Genomic DNA, 18,107 nt, shown 5'->3' on the forward strand with positions numbered 1-18,107 from the left:
TAACAGAGGCCGGTTGGCCGATCAGGTGCGGAAGCGTCGCACCAGTGCATCCAGTTCGTTGGACAGCCCTGCCAGGCTTTGTGAGTCCTGCCGCGCAGCCTGGGCAAGTTCGGCCACCAACTGCGCATCGCCGTGGATCTGGCTGATGTGCCGGTTGATGTCCTCGGCTACCTGGTGCTGCTCTTCGGCGGCCGTGGCGATCTGCGTGTTCATGTCGCGAATCACATCCACCGACTCACGGATCTGGCCAAAGCTATCGCGGGCCAGGCCAATGCGGCTGACCGACTGCTGCGACACTTCCAGGCTGGCGTGCATCTGCTCGGCGACTTCGGCAGTGCGGCTGGCCAGGTTGCCCAGCAGGCCGTCGATCTCGGCGGTGGAGTCGGCAGTACGCTTGGCCAGCGCCCGCACTTCGTCGGCGACCACGGCGAAGCCCCGGCCCTGTTCACCGGCGCGGGCGGCCTCGATCGCGGCGTTGAGCGCCAGCAGGTTGGTTTGCTCGGCAATCGAGCGGATGGTGCCGAGGATCGACTGGATGGCGTTGCTGTCGCGCTCCAGCTGCTGGATCGACTGTGCCGACTGCTCGATTTCCTGGCTCAGGCGATCGACGCTGTGCACCGCCGCATCGATTTGCTGCTGGCCCTCACGGGCCTGCTGCTGGCCGCTGTCGGCCGACTGCGCCGCCTGGCTGCAGGAGCGGGCGACTTCGTTGGCGGTGGCGACCATTTCGTGGAAAGCGGTGGAAACCATGTCCACGGCTTCACGCTGGCGCCCGGCAGCCTCGGCCATGTCGTTGGACACCTGGGTCGAGCTGGTGGAGGTGCTGAGGATCTTGCTGGCTGCAGCGCCGATGTGCTGGATCAGGCTGCGAATCGCGCCGAGGAACTGGTTGAACCAGTTGGCAAGCTGGGCGGTTTCGTCACGGCCGCGTACTTCCAGGTTGCGGGTCAGGTCGCCTTCGCCCTGGGCAATGTCTTCCAGGCCACTGGTAACGCTGTTGATCGGGCGCACGATCAGCTTGGCGAAGGCTGCACCGACCACGGCGAACAGTGCTGCCAGCACCAGGGCGATGGTGCCGATCAGCCACGTCAGGCGGGTGGTGGTCTGCATCACCTCGCTCTGCTCGATCAGGCCGATGAAGGTCCAGCCCAGTTGTTCGTCGGGGTAGATGTTGGCCATGTAGCGCACGCCGTTCAGCTCGACCTCGACCAGGCCTTTACCTCCCTTGGCCAGGGCGGCATAGCCGTCGCCGAAGCTGCCCAGTTGCTTGAAGTTGTGGCTGGCATCGCGCGGGTCGACCATCACGTTGCCGTTGTTTTCCACCAGCATCAGGTAGCCGCTTTCGCCCAGCTTGATCTGCTGGACGATCTGCGTCAGGCCCTTGAGCGAAACGTCGATGTTGACCACGCCGCCTGGGTTGCCAAGCTGGTTGGCCACGGCGCGCACGGTGCTCACCAGCACGGCGTCGTCGGCAGCCCAGTAGTAGGCGCCGGTACGCAGGGTCTTGCCTGGGTTGGCCATGGCCAGCTGGTACCAGGGGCGAGGGCGCGGGTCGTAGTTGACGAACTTCTGCCCCGCCGGCCAGCCGACATAGCCGCCGTCACTTACACCGTAGGAAAGGTAGGCGTAACCCGGGTGCGAATCGGCCAGGCGGGTGAAGAATTCGAGCACTTGCTTGTCCTGATCGCCCAGTTCATATGACGGGTTGGCGCTCATGAACTTGTTCAGGTTGTTGCCTGTGGCCGCGATCATCGGTTGCGAAGCCAGGTATTCGACGTTCTGGTTGATGCCCTGGAAGAAGATGTTCATCGCGTTGCTGACCTGGCGAATTTCCCGGCTGCTGCTGTCGAGGAATCCATCGCGGGCTTCGCCGCGCAGGTTGAGGACCACCAAGGTGGCCACGAGAACGATGGGCAAGCCGGCGATGACCGCGAATGCCCAGGTCAGTTTCTGTTTGATGCTCATCGACGCTCCCGGAATTTTTATATTGTCGACACACGAGGCAGGTAGTTACTGCATCGGCAGCGCCCGGGATTAGATGAAGGCAAATGCCCGTATTTATTAGGGAATGTCGCAGCAGGCGATGATTCGGTCGTGTTTAGGCGAATATGGCATACCAAAGCCTCGCCGCGCGGCTCAGCGGCAACATTCGCTCACCTTGCCGTTGGCCAGATCCTTGAGGATCGGACAGTCCGGCCGCTCATCCCCCTGGCAGTGGGAAACCAGATCGCCGAGGGTATCGCGCAGGCTCACCAGCTCTTCGATGCGCCGGTTCAGCTCGTCGATATGCTGCATGGCCAGCGCCTTGACGTCGGCACTGGCGCGCTGGCGGTCTTGCCAGAGCGTCAGCAGTTTGCCGACCTCTTCCAGGGAAAACCCCAGATCGCGCGAGCGCTTGATGAACGCTAGGCTGTGCAGGTCTTCTGGCTGGTACAGGCGGTAGCCGCTGTCGCTGCGGGTGGCCGGCTTGAGCAGGCCGATGGACTCGTAATAGCGGATCATCTTGGTGCTGAGCCCGCTGCGGCGGGCGGCCTGGCCGATGTTCATGGAGCCTCCTGGGCGCTGCTGGTGGGTTTCCAGGTCTTCAGCCACAGCGCATTGCTGACCACACTGACGCTGGACAGGGCCATGGCGGCGCCGGCCAGTACCGGGTTGAGGTAACCCAGCGCGGCCAAGGGGATACCGACCAGGTTGTAGATGAACGCCCAGAACAGGTTCTGGCGGATCTTCGCGTAGGTCTTGCGGCTGATCTCCAGGGCGGCCGGTACCAGGCGGGGGTCACCGCGCATCAGGGTGATGCCAGCGGCCTGCATGGCCACATCTGTGCCACCGCCCATGGCGATGCCGATGTCGGCCGCGGCAAGGGCCGGGGCATCGTTGATGCCGTCGCCTACCATCGCCACCACGCCGTCCTCTTTGAGCGCCGTCACCGTGGCGGCCTTGTCGGCTGGCAGCACTTCGGCGTGCACGTCGTCGATGCCGAGGGCGTCGGCAACCACTTTGGCGCTGCCGCGGTTGTCGCCGGTCAGCAGGTGGCTGCTGATGTGTTGTGCGTGCAGGGTATCGATAGCCTGCGCAGCACCCGGCTTGAGGCTGTCGCCGAAGGCGAACAGGCCCAGCACCCGGGGTTGTGCGCCGCGCTCGACAAGCCACGACAGCGTACGGCCTTCGGCTTCCCAGGCGTGGGCCTTGGCGGCCAGGCCACCGGGTTGCAGCATGCTTTCATCAAGCAGGCGGCGATTGCCCAGGGCCAGATCACGGCCTTCCACGTGCCCGGCGATACCCCGCCCAGTCAGCGACTGGCTGTCGACCACCGTAGGCACCTCCAACTGCTGCTCGGCGCACGCATCCAGCACGGCCTTGGCCAACGGGTGCTCACTGCCGCGCTGAAGGGCGCCGGCCAAGCGGTGCAGCTCGGCGGTGCTGCCGACCAGTGCCTGGCTGTGGACCACCCGGGGGCTGCCGGAGGTGAGGGTACCGGTCTTGTCGAAGACCACCCGGTTGACCGCATGGGCACGCTCCAGGGCCTCGGCGTCCTTGATCAGGATGCCGTGGCGGGCGGCCACGCCGGTGCCGGCCATGATCGCCGCCGGCGTGGCCAGGCCGAGCGCACAGGGGCAGGCGATCACCAGCACGGCGACCGCGTTGATCAGCGCGGTTTCCAGCGGGGCACCGGCCAGCCACCAGCCAATCAGGGTGACCAGCGCGATCACCAGCACGGCCGGGACAAAGACCTGGCTGACCCGGTCCACCAACTTCTGAATGGGCGCTTTGGCCGCCTGGGCATCTTCGACCAGGCGGATGATGCGGGCCAGCACGGTTTCGGTACCCAGTGCCTGGGTGCGCACCAGCAGCCGACCTTCGCCATTGATGGCGCCACCGGTAACGGGGTCGCCAGGTTGTTTGGGCACCGGCAGGCTCTCGCCGCTGATCAGGGCCTCGTCGGCGTGGCTGCTGCCTTCCTCGACTTGGCCATCGACCGGGAACCGTTCACCGGGTTTGACCGCTACCAGGTCACCGAGCCGCAACTGGGCGATCGCTACATCTTCCTCACGGCCATCTATCACGCGCACCGCGCGTTCGGGGCGCAGGGCTTCAAGGGCGCGGATGGCGCTGGCGGTCTGGCGCTTGGCGCGGCTTTCCAGGTATTTGCCCAGCAAGACCAGGGCAATGACCACGGCCGAGGCTTCGAAGTACAGGTGTGGCGCCATGCCGGCCGGGGCTTGTGCCCATTGGTACAGGCTCAGGCCGTAGCCGGCACTGGTGCCCAGGGCCACCAGCAGGTCCATGTTGCCGGCACCGGCACGCACGGCCTTCCAGGCCGCCACATAGAAGCGCGCACCGAGAATGAACTGCACGGGCGTTGCCAGCACAAACTGCGCCCAGGCGGGCAGCATCCAGTGCAGGCCGAAGGGCTGCACCAGCATCGGCAACACCAGCGGCAGGGCCAGCAGCAGGGCAGCAGCGACGGCCAGGCGTTCGTTGCGCAGGCGGCGCTGGGCATCGCCCTGCTCATTCTTGCCCGCATGCGGCAGGCTGGCGCTGTAGCCGGCCTTTTCCACGGTGTTGATCAAAAGGCTGTCGTCGAGGGCCGCGAGCACCTTGAGGTGCGCGCGTTCGCTGGCCAGGTTGACGCTGACCTGCTCGACCCCGGGCAGTTTGCCGAGCGCGCGTTCGACACGGCCGACGCAGCTGGCGCAGGTCATGCCGCCGATCTGCAGCTCGACGGTGCGGGTGGGTACGCCGTAGCCGGCTTCACGCACGGCGTCGAGCAAGGCCGGCAGGCTGCTGGCCGGGGCCTGGACCCGGGCCTGTTCGGTGGCAAGGTTGACGCTGACCTGTTCAGCGCCGTCGACCTTGCGCAGGGCGCGCTCGACGCGGCCGGCACAGCTGGCGCAGGTCATGCCGGAAATCGGCAGGTCGAACTTGGTGGATGCGGGCATGGCTGTCCTCCTTGGATTGGCCTCCAGCATCAACCTTGCCACGTAGGCAAGGTCAATAGCCGAGGCCGGCGCGCTTCAATTCCAGCCCATTGTGGCCCATGGCAATCCGGTATTTGTTGATCTGGCCCGCCTGCAGGTTCAAACGCGTGCTGCGCTGGTCTTCGATACCCGCAGCGCAACCGGGCGCTTGCCCTGGCAGTAGGCGCAGGCGCACATCCACTGGGCCGGGTGGCAGGTTGAAGGAGGTGGACTGCTCCTGGAACACGCGCCCGGAAAGCTGGTCGTTGAGGTAGACGCCAATTTCGCAACTGGTGGCCACTTCCAGGCGCTCTCGGGAGATGATCAATACGCTGTAGTCCGAGTTGCCCTCGGCGCTGGCCGGTGGCACCGCAGCCAGCGCGCTCAAAAGCCCGACGACGCCCAATGCTGCCCTGAACATGAATAATCTCCTGCTTGCCTGATCGTCAAAGGCGCAGCTTGGCCGACGTGAGCGCGGATTTCCAGCCCAGGCGCTTGCAAGGGCTTGACCTTGACCCGATGGCAAGCTTGAAACTGCGTCAAAACCTGAAGGAGGTAACCCCATGCAAGTGTTCAATGTACAAGGCATGACCTGTGGCCATTGTGTCAAAGCGGTGACCCGGGCAGTGCAGGCGCAAGATGCCGCGGCTCAGGTCGAGGTCGACCTGGCGGGCAAGCAGGTGCGGGTGCAGAGTGCGATGGCGGTGGAGCAGATCCTCACGGCGATCCGTGACGAGGGTTATCAAGCCGAAGTGGCCTGATGCCCAGGGGCGCTTGGTGCCCCTTTTGTTGCAAATGTTTTCATGCTGATGGAGCCCTTAGCAGGTAGACTTACGCACTTGCTTAGCCTGCTATGGATTCCTGATGAACCTGCGAATGGTGCTGATCCTGGGCGCATTGAGTGCGTTCGGGCCTTTGGCGATCGATTTTTACCTGCCCGCCTTCCCGGCCATGGCGCAGGCTTTCGCCACCGATGAAAAACACGTCCAGACCACCTTGGCCGCCTACTTCCTTGGCCTGTCCATCGGGCAGTTGGCGTATGGCCCGGTGGCCGACCGCTTCGGGCGGCGCAAGCCTCTGCTGTTTGGCGTGACACTGTTTACCCTGGCCTCGCTGGCGTGCGCCTATGCCCCCAACCTCGATACCCTGGTGTTGGCGCGGTTCGTCCAGGCGCTGGGCGGTTGCGCCGGGATGGTGCTGTCGCGGGCGATCGTCAGTGACAAGTGCGACCCGGTGGCGTCGGCCAAAGTGTTTTCGCAACTGATGCTGGTGATGGGCCTGGCGCCGATCCTCGCGCCGATGCTGGGCGGGGTGTTGGTGAACCTGGCGGGCTGGCAGTCGATCTTCCTGGTGCTGAGCCTGTTCAGTGCCGCCTGCCTGCTGGCGGTCAGCCTGGGCCTGCCCGAGAGCCTGCCGGCGGACATGCCGCGCCAACCGCTGTCGGGGGCGTTGCGCCAGTACCTGCGCCTGCTCAATGACCGGGTGTTCCTCGGCCATGCCTTGACCGGTGGTATTGCCATTGCCGGTATGTTTGCCTACATCGCCGGCTCGCCTTTCGTCTTCATCAAGCTGTATGGCGTGCCTGCCGAGCATTACGGCTGGTTATTCGGCACCAATGCGGCAGGTTTTATCCTCGTGGCGCAGGTCAATGCACGCTTGCTGGCCAAGCGTGGCCCGGCTTTCTTGCTGGTGCGCGCAGTGTGGATGTACCTGGCCGCAGGTTTGCTGTTGCTTGGCGTTGCCGCGCTGCGGCCGAGCCAATTGTGGCCGCTGCTGGTGCCGTTGTTCGTGTGCATCGCAAGCCTGGGCTGCATCATCCCCAATGCCTCGGCCTGCGCCATGAGTGGGCAGGGTGCACGGGCAGGCAGCGCCTCGGCATTGATGGGCTGCCTGCAGTTCAGCGTCGCCGCGGGCGCAGCGGCATTGGTCGGGTTGTTGCACGATGGCAGTGCGGTGCCGATGACACTGGTGATCAGCCTGTGCGGGGCACTGGTGGTCAGTGTCGCGCTGCTGACCCGGCGCTTGCAGGCCAGGCGGCCTGCGTAAGCGGGTGGGGCGCCTGCAGGCGGGTTTCCAAGGTGGCGACGAAGGCACGTGCTTCGGCCTCGCTGCGGAAACTGACCACGTGTTGGTCGAGCTGAACCTGCCAGGGGCAGATCGGGTTGCGGCTCGACGCACTGACGACAATTTTCATCGCGGCATACCTCCAATGGGGTTGAGAGCGGATGAAGTGTAGCGCTGTGCCCTGTGCATGCCATGACCGGTATCTGCGTTCTGACTGACGGTCAGTGGCGCTGTTATTTCCCACATTACTTCATGCTGCCCGGGTGTAATGCCTGGAAGCATGTAGAAGCTTCGCTTTTGTTTGCGCTATTTATGGAAGCCTGCTGTCGGTCGCATCCGAACGTACTCCGGGCGATTTTTCCTCATGCCCTGTCTGTGCCCCGCAAAGTTCTGGGGCATTGTTCATCTGCGCGGTTTCGGCGCGTTCCACGAACCTGCACATCATCTCGCATGGGTAGGCATACCCAATGGACTTCAGACAGGCGGGCCGCATCCGCTGGCTGCCTGAGTGGGGTTTTCTGCGGCTTATACTGGCCCCAGAGCCAGTGTCAGCGAGAGGGGTTTCCCTGCCGGTGCTGGCAATTATCAGGCAGGCGATCCGCGTTGCCAGGGTTGGCCATTGCATCCACATGTGAACGTGCAGGGAGTTACAGGGATATGAACGCAGTCAGCAGTATCAGCCAGATCGCCAGCCTGATGGCCGACCCAAAGCGCAGTGCCATGCTCTGGGCGTTGATCGACGGCACGCCGCGCCTGGCGAACGAACTCGCGATGATGACCGGGTTGACGTCATCCTCCGCTTGCGCCCACCTTTCGTTGCTGTCTTCGGCCGGTTTGCTCAGGCACGAAGCGCGCGGGCGTAAACGCTACTTCCGCTTGGCGACCCCGCAGGTGGGGGCTGCGGTGGAGGCATTGGCCAGCGTGCAGTTGTGCAGCGCCAAAGCGCACCCGCCCGAGGCGACTGCCACGCAACTGCCTATGTCGCTACGCAGGGCGCGGCGTTGCGGTGACCATCTGGGGGGGGAGCTTGCCGGCGAGTTGTACCACCGCCTGGTGGCGGCCGGCTGGCTGGAGGGCACCGACCGTCAACTGGTGGTCAGTGAGCGAGGGCGGGCCGAGCTGGCACTGGTGGGTGTCTACATCGACGCCCTGGCGCCACACCAGCAACGGGGTTGCGTGATCTGCCGCTGCACCGACTGGAACAACCAGGGCCCTCACCTGGGGGGCGTGCTCGGGCAGGCCCTGTTCAGGCTGTTTCTTCAGTCTGGCTGGATGCGCGAGTCCGAGGATACGCGGGCATTGCATATCTCTGCGCTGGGCATCCAGCACATCAATCGCATTGCCCGCGTCACGACGTTGCAGGTCGGCTGACCGCAACGCCACCCGCCAATCAGACCAGCCGCGCGTCCAGGCTGTTTTGCGCCAGGCGGCGGGCCTGGTCTTCGGTCATGCCCAGGTGGGTGTGCAGGGCATGGAAGTTTTCGGTGACGTAGCCGCCGAAGTAGGCTGGGTCGTCCGAGTTGACCGTGACCTTCACCCCGCGTTCGAGCATGTCCAGGATGTTGTGCTGGCGCATGTGGTCGAACACGCAGAGCTTGGTGTTCGACAGGGGGCAGACGGTCAGGGGGATCTGCTCGTCGATGATGCGTTGCATCAGGCGCTCGTCTTCGATGGCGCGCACGCCATGGTCGATGCGTTTGATCTTCAACAGGTCCAGGGCTTCCCAGATGTATTCGGGCGGGCCTTCTTCACCGGCGTGGGCAACGGCGACGAAGCCTTCGCTGCGGGCGCGGTCGAACACACGCTGGAACTTGCTAGGCGGGTGGCCCATTTCAGAACTGTCCAGGCCTACGGCGATGAACGCATCGCGGAAGGGCAGGGCCTGGTCGAGTGTCTTGTGCGCTTCTTCTTCGCTGAGGTGGCGCAGGAAGCTCAAGATCAGGCCACTGCTGATGCCCAGCTGGTCACGGCCATCCTTGAGCGCCTGGTTGATGCCGTTGAGCACCACTTCAAAAGGGATGCCGCGGTCGGTATGGGTTTGCGGGTCGAAGAACGGTTCGGTGTGGATGACGTTCTGCGCCTTGCAGCGTTGCAGGTAGGCCCAGGTCAGGTCGTAGAAGTCCTGCTCGGTACGCAATACATCCGCGCCCTGGTAATAGAGGTCGAGGAATTCCTGCAGGTTGTTGAAGGCATAGGCGCCACGCAGTGCCTCTACATCGGCCCAGGGCAGGGCGATCTTGTTGCGCTCGGCCAGGGCAAACAGCAGCTCGGGCTCCAGCGAGCCTTCCAGGTGCAGGTGCAGTTCGGCCTTGGGCAGGGCGTTCAACCAGTCATACATAGGTGGTTATCTCGATCAGGTACGGTTGCCGCCATTCTACAGGGCCTGGCCAGGCAATGCGCCCGGCCAGGCCCTGTGTTGGCTCAACCGGCGATCAGTTGCGCGGCGGCCTGGCGGTGGTTGGCGATCAGGCCCTGGATATCCAGGCCTTCGATCTGGCCGTCGACCACCCGCCACTGGCCACCGACCATGACCCGGTCGGCGCGGTCGGCTCCGCACAGCAGCAGCGCCGACAGCGGGTCATGGCTGCCCGAGAAGCGCAGCTCGTCGAGTTTGAACATCGCCAGGTCGGCTTGCTTGCCAACGGCCAGCTCACCAATGTCCTGGCGCCCGAGCAGGCGTGCCGAACCCCGTGTCGCCCAACCCAGGGCACGCTCCGGGGTGATCTGCTCGGCGCCATAGCGCAGGCGCTGCAGATACAGGGCCTGACGGGCTTCGAGGATCATGTTGGAGGCATCGTTGGAGGCCGACCCGTCGACGCCCAGGCCCAGCGGGGCGCCGGCGGCTTCAAGGTCCACGGTCGGGCAGATGCCCGAGGCCAGGCGCATGTTCGAGCTCGGGCAGTGGCAGATGCCGGTGCCGGCCGCACCCAGGCGGGCGATTTCGTCGGCATTGAAGTGAATGCCGTGAGCCAGCCAGGTGCGTGGGCCGAGCCAGCCGACGCTGTCCAGGTAGTCCACTGTGCGCAGGCCGAAGCGTTGCAGGCAGAAGTCTTCCTCATCGAGGGTTTCCGCCAGGTGGGTGTGCAGGCGCACGTCCAGTTCTTCGGCGAGCGTGGCACTGGCCCGCATGATTTCAGGCGTGACCGAGAAGGGCGAGCAGGGCGCCAGGGCAATCTGGATCTGCGCACCGTCACCGCGCTCATGGTAGCTGTGGATAAGCCGCTGGCTGTCGGCAAGGATCACCTCGCCCTGTTGCACCGTTTGCTGCGGGGGCAGGCCGCCGTCGTCTTCGCCCAGGCTCATCGAGCCGCGGGTCAGCATCGCGCGCATGCCCAGCTGGCGCACCACGTCGACTTGCACGTCGATGGCATTGTCCAGGCCTTGGGGGAACAGGTAATGGTGATCGGCGGCGGTCGTGCAACCCGACAGCAGCAGTTCGGCCAGTGCTACCTGGCTGGCCAGCGCCAGTTTCGCGGGGGTCAGGCGTGCCCACACCGGGTACAGCGTCTTCAACCAAGGGAACAGCGGCTGGTTGACCACAGGTGCCCAGGCTCGGGTGAGGGTCTGGTAGAAGTGGTGGTGGGTGTTGATCAGGCCCGGGGTGACCACATGCTCGCGGGCATCGAACACGTGGTCGCAGGGTTGGCTGGGGCTTTCGCCGAGGGCCAGAAGCTGTGTGATACGGCCGTCTTCGATGACCAGCCCGCCACGGGCGTCGGTGTCGTTGGCGGTGAAGATGGCAAGCGGGGATTTCAACCAGATGCGGGTCGCAGGCATGGTGCCGGCTCCTCTGAAAGTGGGTTCAGGTTAGCCAGCTCAGTGTTGCCCTGTCTGCTGATCCAGGTCCGCCGCGGGGGCGAGGCATCGAGTCTACTGCCTCGCCACGCAGCTTTCAATTCACCAGGTCAGGGGCTCACCTTTGTAGTTGATGAAGCGCAGGCCGCCCTTGCCGCTTTGCGCCTTGATCTGCTCGAGCATGCCGCGGGTGCTGGTGAGTACGTCGATCTCGGCGTTCTCGCCGCCCATGTCGGTCTTCACCCAGCCAGGGTGCATGGCCAGTACGCAAAGGCCGGGGCGCTGCTGTTCGACGACGAAGCTGTTGATCATCGAGTTCAGCGCCGCCTTGCTGGCTTTGTACAGGCAGACTTCACCGCCGTCCGGCACGGTCACGCTGCCCAGGATCGAGCTCATGAAGGCCAGCACGCCGCTGCCCTCGCGAACCTGGCCGACCAGGCGCCGGGCGACGCGGATGGGCGCCACTGCGTTGGTCATGAACAGGTCGCCGATGTCCTGGTTGCGGACGGTTTCCAGGTCTTGTGGCAGCGGGCCCATGACGCCGGCGTTGACGAACAGCAGGTCGAACACTTCGCCTTGCAGGCGTTGCTTCAGCCCGTCGAGCTGCGCGGTGTCATTCATCTCCAGCTGCTCGATGCGCACACCGGGGACACTGGCCAAGGCGCCGGCCTTTTGCGGGTCGCGCACCGTGGCGATGACGTTCCAGCCGTCCTCTTGCAGGCGTTGCACCAAGCCCAGGCCAAGCCCACGGGAGGCGCCGATGATGAGTGCGGTTTTTGCGGTGGCCATGTGGACGCGCTCCTTGATCGATTGCAAAAGAAAGGTACTGAGGATACTGCAGACTGGCAGTTGCCGCCTTGCCCACCTTTGGTTAATTAATGATCAGTTGCGCCAGGCCTTGTGTGGCTGGGCGTTTGGCCTATTGGCTAACGGGTTATCCACAGGCTGTTCCACAGTTATTGTGTGCAAGCTACACGGGTTGCCGGGGCTGCCTTGTGAATCGGGTTTGGGGATAACTCTCAGGGTTTCAGTCATTTGCAGCTGTCATCAAATAGTGATCAAAATATGATCAAAGCTCTGCAGACCTTGAAAACCCTAGCCTGCAAGAGAGTGCCCCAAGCTTATCCACAGGCAGGCCCACAGTTCATGTGCGTAATGTTCAGTGTGCTTCGAGCAGTATGCGCCCACGGCTCAGGTCGGCCAGCTGCTGTTGCAGCGCGGCCAGCTGGGCTTCACCCACCGCAATGTGCAGGTCTACACCATTGGCGGTGAACTGTTCATCCAGCACCAGGCCGTCAGCCTCTGCCAGGCGCAGTTTCAGCAACGCCAGCTCGCTGAAGCTGCAACTGCAGGTGAATTCGCTGCGTTGCACCAACAACCGCTTGGGAGCCTGTTGCAGGCATTTGTTGGCGCCGCCGCCATAGGCCCTGGCCAGGCCTCCGGTGCCCAGCTGGATGCCGCCGTACCAGCGGATCACCAGCACCACCACCTGATCGCAGTCCTGCGCTTCGATAGCCGCCAGGATCGGGCGACCGGCGGTGCCACCCGGCTCGCCATCGTCATTGCTGCGGTACTGGCCGCCCAGCTTCCAGGCCCAGCAGTTGTGGGTAGCGGCCAGGTCGCTGTGGCGTTCGATGAAGCTCATCGCCTCGGCAGCACTGGTAATCGGGCCGGCGAGGGTGATGAAACGGCTTTTGCGGATTTCTTCACGAAACTCGCAGAGGTCGAGCAGGGTAGAAGGCATAAATGGCTGTCAGGCACTCGGCTTGATGCCGCACCCCTTGAGAATGATGTGGATAAGGTTGTTGCTGGCGTCTTCCATGTCTTGCTTGGTCAGGCGGCTGCGACCGGTGACCTGGCAGATCTGCGTGGCGAAGTCGGCGTAGTGCTGGGTGCTGCCCCAGAGCAGGAAGATCAGGTGCACCGGGTCGACCGGGTCCATCTTGCCCGCTTCGATCCAGGCCTGGAACACCGCTGCCCGGCCACGGAACCACTCGCGGTAGTCGGCGCTGAAGTACTCGTTCAGGCAACTGCCGCCGCTGATCACCTCCATGGCGAAGATCCGCGAGGCCTGCGGGTTGCGCCGCGAAAACTCCATCTTGGTGCGGATGTAATGGCTCAGCGCTTCGCCCGGGTCGTCCTCGACGCTCAAGGCGTTGAAGGTGCTGTCCCACAACTCGATGATGTTGCTCAGCACGGCAATGTACAGGCCCAGCTTGTTGGTGAAGTAATAATGCAGGTTGGCCTTGGGCAAACCGGCCTTCAGGGCAATGGTGTTCATGCTGGTGCCCTTGAAGCCATGGCGGGCGAATTCGTCTTCGGCGGCCTGGATGATGGCCTGTTCGTTCTTCTGGCGGATGCGGCCGGCGGGCTTGCCCGAGGCGGAGAGGCGATGCGCTGGGACTTCAAGGGTCATGGACGATTCCGTACGGGTCATTGGCAGCGGCTGTCGGACAAGATTACCTGCCTACGCCGAAGTGACAAGCGTTTGCGTCAGAGACTGGCATCAGCGTGTCGCAGCCAGGCTATCCAGGAAGCTCTCCAGCACCAGGTTCGGCCGCCGCCCTTTGCGTGTCACCCAACTCAGGCTCAGGTCATAGAAGCGCTGGCGGGGCTTGAGGGCCCGCAGCCGGCCTTGCTGCACCCAGAAGCTGGCGTAGTGGTCTGGCAGGTAGCCGATGTAGCGCCCGGTGAGGATGAGAAACGCCATGCCTTCGCGGTCCGACGCGCTGGCCGTGCAGTGCAGCGCCTGGTAGTGGGCCTGGACATCGGCCGGCAGGCGGAAGGTTGGGGTGATGGCCTCCTGGCTGTTGAGCCTGTCGTCGTCTATCTGGTGATCGTCGGCGTAGAACAGCGGGTGGCCGACCGCGCAATACAGCAGCGAGCGCTCGCTATACAGCGGTTGGTATTCAAGGCCTGACAGGGCGATGGTCTGTGGCACCACGCCAACATGCAGGCTGCCGTCGAGCACGCCGTGCTCGACCTGGCTGGGGGCGATCATGCGGATGTTGATGCGCACGTCAGGGCCGCGGTCCTTGAGCTCGGCAAGCGCATGGGTAATGCGCATGTGCGGCAGGGTCACCAGGTTATCGGTCAGGCCGATGTTCAGCTCGCCGCGCAGGTGCTGGTGCAGCCCGTTGACCTCGGTACGGAAGCTCTCCAGGGCACTGAGCAACTGCAAGGCCGAATGGTAGACCTCGCGGCCTTCCTCGGTCAGCGAAAAACCGGCACGGCCGCGCTGGCACAGGCGCAGGCCCAGGCGCTGCTCCAGGTCGTTCATTTGCTGGCTGATGGCCGAGCGGCCGATCCCGAGTACGTTCTCGGCTGCCGAGAAGCCGCCGCACTCGACGACGCTGCGGTAGATCTTCAACAGGCGAATGTCAAAATCGCTGACTTGAGCGAGTGGGTCGGGGCGTCGGCTCATTAGTTTAGTGTTGCCCTATCTGAAGATTAGAAATGCAGGCTTTTTCAGACTTTATCGCCGTGCCAATTTAGCTGCAACAACATCCATCGTTGCCTAATCGTCTTCCGAGGAACCGCCGATGAACATGCCCGAAACCGCCCCCACCGGTATCGCCAGCCAGCTCAAGCTGGATGCGCACTGGATGCCCTACACCGCCAATCGCAATTTCCATCGCGACCCACGCCTGATCGTGGCGGCGCAAGGCAACTACCTTGTGGATGACAAGGGGCGCAAGATTTTCGACGCCTTGTCTGGCTTGTGGACCTGCGGTGCCGGGCATACCCGCAAGGAAATCACCGAGGCGGTAACCCGTCAGCTTGGCACCCTGGATTACTCCCCAGCCTTCCAGTTCGGCCACCCGCTGTCGTTCCAGCTGGCTGAAAAGATCACCGAGCTGACTCCGGGTGATCTGAACCACGTCTTCTATACCAACTCCGGTTCCGAGTGCGCCGATACAGCGTTGAAGATGGTGCGTGCCTACTGGCGCCTGAAAGGCCAGGCGAGCAAGGCCAAGATCATCGGCCGTGCCCGCGGTTACCATGGCGTCAACATCGCTGGTACCAGCCTGGGTGGCGTGAACGGCAACCGCAAGATGTTCGGCCAGTTGCTGGACGTCGACCATTTGCCGCACACCGTGCTGCCGGTAAACGCCTTTTCCAAGGGCATGCCGGAAGAGGGCGGCATCGCCCTGGCTGACGAGATGCTCAAACTGATCGAGCTGCACGATGCCTCGAACATCGCGGCGGTGATTGTCGAGCCGCTGGCGGGGTCGGCAGGTGTTCTGCCGCCACCGAAGGGCTACCTCAAGCGCCTGCGCGAGATCTGCACCCAGCACAACATCCTGCTGATCTTCGACGAAGTGATCACCGGTTTCGGCCGCATGGGCGCGATGACCGGGGCTGAAGCTTTCGGCGTAACGCCAGACCTGATGTGCATCGCCAAGCAGGTGACCAACGGCGCCATCCCGATGGGTGCGGTAATTGCCAGCACCGAGATCTATCAGACCTTCATGAACCAGCCCACCCCGGAATACGCGGTGGAGTTCCCCCACGGCTATACCTACTCGGCCCACCCTGTGGCCTGCGCCGCCGGCCTCGCCGCGCTGGACCTGCTGCAGAAGGAAAGCCTGGTGCAGGCCGCTGCCGAACTGTCGCCGCACTTCGAGAAGCTGCTGCACGGTGTCAAAGGCGCGAAGAACGTTGTCGACATCCGCAACTACGGCCTGGCCGGCGCGATCCAGATCGCTGCCCGCGATGGCGATGCGATCGTGCGCCCTTATGAAGTGGCGATGAAGCTGTGGAAGGCGGGCTTCTATGTTCGCTTTGGTGGCGACACCCTGCAGTTCGGCCCAACCTTCAACACCCAGCCGCAGGAACTGGACCGCCTGTTCGACGCAGTGGGCGAGACCCTGAATCTGATCGATTGATCTTCGCGAATATGACGACAGGCGCGTGAGGTGATCACGCGCTTGTAACACCCCTCTTTTATCTGGAGTTATGCATGAGCATTGTTCAGCACCTGATCAACGGCGAGCTGGTTACCAAGGGTGAGCGCACCGCCGATGTCTTCAACCCGTCGACCGGTCAGGCCGTGCGCAAGGTCGAACTGGCCAGCCGTGCGACCGTGCAGGAAGCCATCGACTCGGCCAAGGCCGCGTTCCCGGCCTGGCGCAACACACCGCCGGCCAAACGTGCCCAGGTGATGTTCCGTTTCAAGCAACTGCTGGAGCAGAACGAAGCACGCATCTCGCAGATGATCAGCGAAGAGCACGGCAAGACTGTGGAAGACGCTGCGGGCGAGCTGAAGCGCGGTATCGAGAACGTCGAGTTTGCTTGTGCGGCGCCGGAAGTGCTCAAAGGCGAGTACAGCCGCAACGTGGGCCCGAACATCGACGCCTGGTCCGACTTCCAGCCGCTGGGTGTGGTTGCCGGTATCACGCCGTTCAACTTCCCGGCCATGGTTCCGCTGTGGATGTACCCGCTGGCCATTGCCTGCGGTAACGCGTTCATTCTCAAGCCTTCCGAGCGTGACCCGAGTTCGACCCTGTTCATCGCGCAACTGCTGCTGGAGGCTGGCCTGCCGAAGGGCATCCTCAACGTGGTGCACGGTGACAAGGAAGCGGTGGATGCACTGATCGAGGCCCCAGAGGTAAAAGCCCTGAGCTTCGTAGGTTCGACGCCGATTGCCGAGTACATCTATGCCGAAGGCACCAAGCGCGGCAAACGCGTCCAGGCGCTGGGTGGTGCGAAGAACCACGCCGTGCTGATGCCTGATGCTGACCTGGACAACGCCGTCAGCGCGCTGATGGGGGCTGCCTACGGTTCGTGCGGTGAGCGTTGCATGGCTATTTCCGTGGCGGTGTGCGTGGGTGACCAGGTTGCAGATGCGCTGATCGCCAAGCTGGAGCCTCAGATCAAAGCCTTGAAGATCGGTGCGGGTACGTCTTGTGGCCTGGACATGGGCCCGCTGGTAACGGCTGCTGCCCGTGACAAGGTGGTTGGCTATATCGACGACGGTGTGGCTGCTGGCGCCAAGCTGGTGGTGGACGGCCGTGGCTTCCGTGTGGCGGGTAATGAGGATGGTTACTTCGTGGGTGGCACCTTGTTCGACAAGGTCACCCCGGAGATGCGCATCTATAAAGAAGAGATCTTCGGCCCTGTGCTGTGCGTGGTGCGGGTGAACAGCCTGGAGCAGGCCATGCAACTGATCAACGATCACGAGTATGGCAACGGCACTTGCATCTTCACCCGTGATGGTGAGGCGGCGCGCCTGTTCTGTGACGAGATCGAAGTGGGCATGGTTGGTGTGAACGTGCCGCTGCCGGTACCGGTGGCTTATCACAGCTTTGGTGGCTGGAAGCGTTCGCTGTTTGGTGACCTGCATGCTTATGGGCCGGATGGTGTGCGCTTCTATACCCGTCGCAAGGCGATCACCCAGCGCTGGCCGCAGCGGGCTAGCCACGAGGCGTCGCAGTTTGCGTTCCCTAGCCTTTAAGGCGTGACGTGAAGCGGGGAGGCCGGAAGGCCTCCCCGTTTTCTTTTTGGGGCAGAAATGTCCGTCGTGAGGTTGGTGGTGGTGTTGGGATAGGCCTGCCGTGGTTTCTACGGCGCCTATGAGATCGAGCGCCGCCCGCGCGGCGCATCGCGACGCAAGGCCGCTCCTACATTTGTTTCGGGCCAGTGAGGCCTGTGGCATTGGCGCGCGACCGCCTTGTTCGTACGATGCGATATTGAGGCGGGCACCCAAGGGCCGCGCGCCAATCACACAGGAATAATTGGCCCGAAACAAATGTAGGAGCGGCCTTGCGTCGCGATGCGCCGCGCGGGCGGCGCTCGATCTCATAGGCGCCGAAAGGGTAATGGCGGGCACCTGTCAGCCTTGATGCGGTCTTTTCTGCGGTTATTTCACTTTAATGAACATTAAGGGTTGACGCGATTTCGAATCCCCTTATAATGCGCCCCACTTCCAGCGTAGTCGGAACGAAAAACTCCTTGAAATTCAATGAGTTGATCGAGCCAGGTAGTGGTGGAAGTGCTCCGATCGAAAGATCGTCAGCGGTTAAGATGGTGGTTGACAGCGCTTCTAAACGCTGTATGATTCGCCTCCCGCTACGAGAGATCGCAGCGAGTCAAGTGTTTGAAGTCAAACGAGTTTATCGCAAAAAACTTCAAAATAAACGCTTGACAGCAAATGAGGAAAGCGTAGAATGCGCCCCTCGGTTGAGACGAAAAGCTCTTAACCAACCGCTCTTTAACAAATTGAATCAAGCAATTCGTGTGGGTGCTTGTGAGTATGGACTGATAGTCACAAAGATTATCAGCATC

17 protein-coding genes are annotated in these 18,107 nt (G+C 63.1%); 6 read left to right on the forward strand and 11 right to left on the reverse strand.

From position 1 onward, the window contains the following. Positions 1 to 21 precede the first annotated feature (21 nt). The 4 genes from HU766_RS22525 to HU766_RS22540 form a co-directional block, all read right to left on the reverse strand. A complete protein-coding gene (locus tag HU766_RS22525) occupies positions 22 to 1,965 on the reverse strand; it encodes a methyl-accepting chemotaxis protein (RefSeq protein WP_186660702.1) in 1,944 nt (647 codons plus the stop codon). Positions 1,966 to 2,136: 171 nt separating this feature from the next. Next, positions 2,137 to 2,547: a Cu(I)-responsive transcriptional regulator gene (gene cueR / locus HU766_RS22530; protein WP_033703368.1), complete on the reverse strand. Its 411-nt coding sequence runs from the start codon at positions 2,545 to 2,547 to the stop codon at positions 2,137 to 2,139. Then, positions 2,544 to 4,943 carry a heavy metal translocating P-type ATPase gene (locus HU766_RS22535; protein WP_186660706.1) on the reverse strand — a complete coding sequence of 800 codons (2,400 nt, stop codon included), beginning with the start codon at positions 4,941 to 4,943 and terminating at the stop codon, positions 2,544 to 2,546. Before HU766_RS22535 ends, cueR begins: the two co-directional genes overlap by 4 nt. A gap of 52 nt (positions 4,944 to 4,995) precedes the next feature. Beyond that, entirely contained in the window at positions 4,996 to 5,382 is a 387-nt protein-coding gene (locus HU766_RS22540) for a hypothetical protein (protein WP_186660708.1), read from the reverse strand. A gap of 142 nt (positions 5,383 to 5,524) precedes the next feature. Between HU766_RS22540 and HU766_RS22545 the strand changes: the two genes are divergently transcribed. Further along, complete coding sequence (locus HU766_RS22545; protein ID WP_033703365.1) at positions 5,525 to 5,722, forward strand: cation transporter; 198 nt, start codon at positions 5,525 to 5,527, stop codon at positions 5,720 to 5,722. Between the two features lie 103 nt (positions 5,723 to 5,825). Then, positions 5,826 to 7,007 (forward strand): multidrug effflux MFS transporter, encoded by a 1,182-nt coding sequence (locus HU766_RS22550; RefSeq protein ID WP_033703364.1) that lies wholly within the window; start codon positions 5,826 to 5,828, stop codon positions 7,005 to 7,007. Here the strand turns inward: HU766_RS22550 and HU766_RS22555 are convergent. After that, positions 6,958 to 7,155, reverse strand: coding sequence for a hypothetical protein (locus HU766_RS22555; protein WP_033703362.1), 198 nt, complete (start codon positions 7,153 to 7,155; stop codon positions 6,958 to 6,960). The genes HU766_RS22550 and HU766_RS22555 overlap by 50 nt on opposite strands. A gap of 527 nt (positions 7,156 to 7,682) precedes the next feature. Here HU766_RS22555 and HU766_RS22560 point away from each other — a divergent pair. Continuing rightward, on the forward strand, positions 7,683 to 8,396 hold the full coding sequence (locus tag HU766_RS22560; protein WP_033703360.1) for a helix-turn-helix transcriptional regulator: 714 nt from the start codon (positions 7,683 to 7,685) through the stop codon (positions 8,394 to 8,396). Positions 8,397 to 8,415: 19 nt separating this feature from the next. Here the strand turns inward: HU766_RS22560 and HU766_RS22565 are convergent, their stop codons facing one another. The 6 genes from HU766_RS22565 to HU766_RS22590 form a co-directional block, all read right to left on the reverse strand. Beyond that, positions 8,416 to 9,363, reverse strand: a complete 948-nt coding sequence (locus HU766_RS22565) for an adenosine deaminase (protein ID WP_186660710.1) — start codon at positions 9,361 to 9,363, stop codon at positions 8,416 to 8,418. 83 nt (positions 9,364 to 9,446) lie between these two features. Next, the gene (locus HU766_RS22570) at positions 9,447 to 10,802 is read right to left on the reverse strand and encodes an 8-oxoguanine deaminase (protein WP_186660712.1); all 1,356 of its coding nucleotides are present in this window, start codon (positions 10,800 to 10,802) and stop codon (positions 9,447 to 9,449) included. 120 nt (positions 10,803 to 10,922) lie between these two features. Next, positions 10,923 to 11,609: an SDR family oxidoreductase gene (locus HU766_RS22575; RefSeq protein WP_033703357.1), complete on the reverse strand. Its 687-nt coding sequence runs from the start codon at positions 11,607 to 11,609 to the stop codon at positions 10,923 to 10,925. 370 nt (positions 11,610 to 11,979) lie between these two features. After that, on the reverse strand, positions 11,980 to 12,564 hold the full coding sequence (locus tag HU766_RS22580) for a YigZ family protein (RefSeq protein ID WP_186660714.1): 585 nt from the start codon (positions 12,562 to 12,564) through the stop codon (positions 11,980 to 11,982). 9 nt (positions 12,565 to 12,573) lie between these two features. After that, positions 12,574 to 13,236: a TetR/AcrR family transcriptional regulator gene (locus HU766_RS22585; protein ID WP_186660716.1), complete on the reverse strand. Its 663-nt coding sequence runs from the start codon at positions 13,234 to 13,236 to the stop codon at positions 12,574 to 12,576. 90 nt (positions 13,237 to 13,326) lie between these two features. After that, the gene (locus tag HU766_RS22590) at positions 13,327 to 14,244 is read right to left on the reverse strand and encodes a LysR family transcriptional regulator (protein ID WP_033703353.1); all 918 of its coding nucleotides are present in this window, start codon (positions 14,242 to 14,244) and stop codon (positions 13,327 to 13,329) included. 118 nt (positions 14,245 to 14,362) lie between these two features. Here HU766_RS22590 and HU766_RS22595 point away from each other — a divergent pair, with 118 nt between their 5' ends. From HU766_RS22595 to HU766_RS26285, 3 genes are all read left to right on the forward strand, one after another. After that, positions 14,363 to 15,709, forward strand: coding sequence for an aspartate aminotransferase family protein (locus HU766_RS22595; protein ID WP_186660718.1), 1,347 nt, complete (start codon positions 14,363 to 14,365; stop codon positions 15,707 to 15,709). 74 nt (positions 15,710 to 15,783) lie between these two features. Further along, entirely contained in the window at positions 15,784 to 17,277 is a 1,494-nt protein-coding gene (locus tag HU766_RS22600) for a CoA-acylating methylmalonate-semialdehyde dehydrogenase (RefSeq protein ID WP_033703351.1), read from the forward strand. 497 nt (positions 17,278 to 17,774) lie between these two features. Continuing rightward, a partial coding sequence (locus HU766_RS26285; protein WP_238338651.1) for a hypothetical protein occupies positions 17,775 to 18,107 on the forward strand: 333 nt, incomplete at its 3' end.

It is taken from the genome of Pseudomonas sp. SWRI77 (genome assembly GCF_014269105.1).
Taxonomy (GTDB): Bacteria; Pseudomonadota; Gammaproteobacteria; order Pseudomonadales; family Pseudomonadaceae; genus Aquipseudomonas; species Aquipseudomonas capeferrum.

Coding starts and splice junctions, on each gene's coding strand:
- HU766_RS22525 (WP_186660702.1), bottom strand. CDS start 1,965: ATGAGCATCAAACAGAAACTGACCTGGGCATTCGCGGTCATCGCCGGC.
- cueR (WP_033703368.1), bottom strand. CDS start 2,547: ATGAACATCGGCCAGGCCGCCCGCCGCAGCGGGCTCAGCACCAAGATG.
- HU766_RS22535 (WP_186660706.1), bottom strand. CDS start 4,943: ATGCCCGCATCCACCAAGTTCGACCTGCCGATTTCCGGCATGACCTGC.
- HU766_RS22540 (WP_186660708.1), bottom strand. CDS start 5,382: ATGTTCAGGGCAGCATTGGGCGTCGTCGGGCTTTTGAGCGCGCTGGCT.
- HU766_RS22545 (WP_033703365.1), top strand. CDS start 5,525: ATGCAAGTGTTCAATGTACAAGGCATGACCTGTGGCCATTGTGTCAAA.
- HU766_RS22550 (WP_033703364.1), top strand. CDS start 5,826: ATGAACCTGCGAATGGTGCTGATCCTGGGCGCATTGAGTGCGTTCGGG.
- HU766_RS22555 (WP_033703362.1), bottom strand. CDS start 7,155: ATGAAAATTGTCGTCAGTGCGTCGAGCCGCAACCCGATCTGCCCCTGG.
- HU766_RS22560 (WP_033703360.1), top strand. CDS start 7,683: ATGAACGCAGTCAGCAGTATCAGCCAGATCGCCAGCCTGATGGCCGAC.
- HU766_RS22565 (WP_186660710.1), bottom strand. CDS start 9,363: ATGTATGACTGGTTGAACGCCCTGCCCAAGGCCGAACTGCACCTGCAC.
- HU766_RS22570 (WP_186660712.1), bottom strand. CDS start 10,802: ATGCCTGCGACCCGCATCTGGTTGAAATCCCCGCTTGCCATCTTCACC.
- HU766_RS22575 (WP_033703357.1), bottom strand. CDS start 11,609: ATGGCCACCGCAAAAACCGCACTCATCATCGGCGCCTCCCGTGGGCTT.
- HU766_RS22580 (WP_186660714.1), bottom strand. CDS start 12,564: ATGCCTTCTACCCTGCTCGACCTCTGCGAGTTTCGTGAAGAAATCCGC.
- HU766_RS22585 (WP_186660716.1), bottom strand. CDS start 13,236: ATGACCCTTGAAGTCCCAGCGCATCGCCTCTCCGCCTCGGGCAAGCCC.
- HU766_RS22590 (WP_033703353.1), bottom strand. CDS start 14,244: ATGAGCCGACGCCCCGACCCACTCGCTCAAGTCAGCGATTTTGACATT.
- HU766_RS22595 (WP_186660718.1), top strand. CDS start 14,363: ATGAACATGCCCGAAACCGCCCCCACCGGTATCGCCAGCCAGCTCAAG.
- HU766_RS22600 (WP_033703351.1), top strand. CDS start 15,784: ATGAGCATTGTTCAGCACCTGATCAACGGCGAGCTGGTTACCAAGGGT.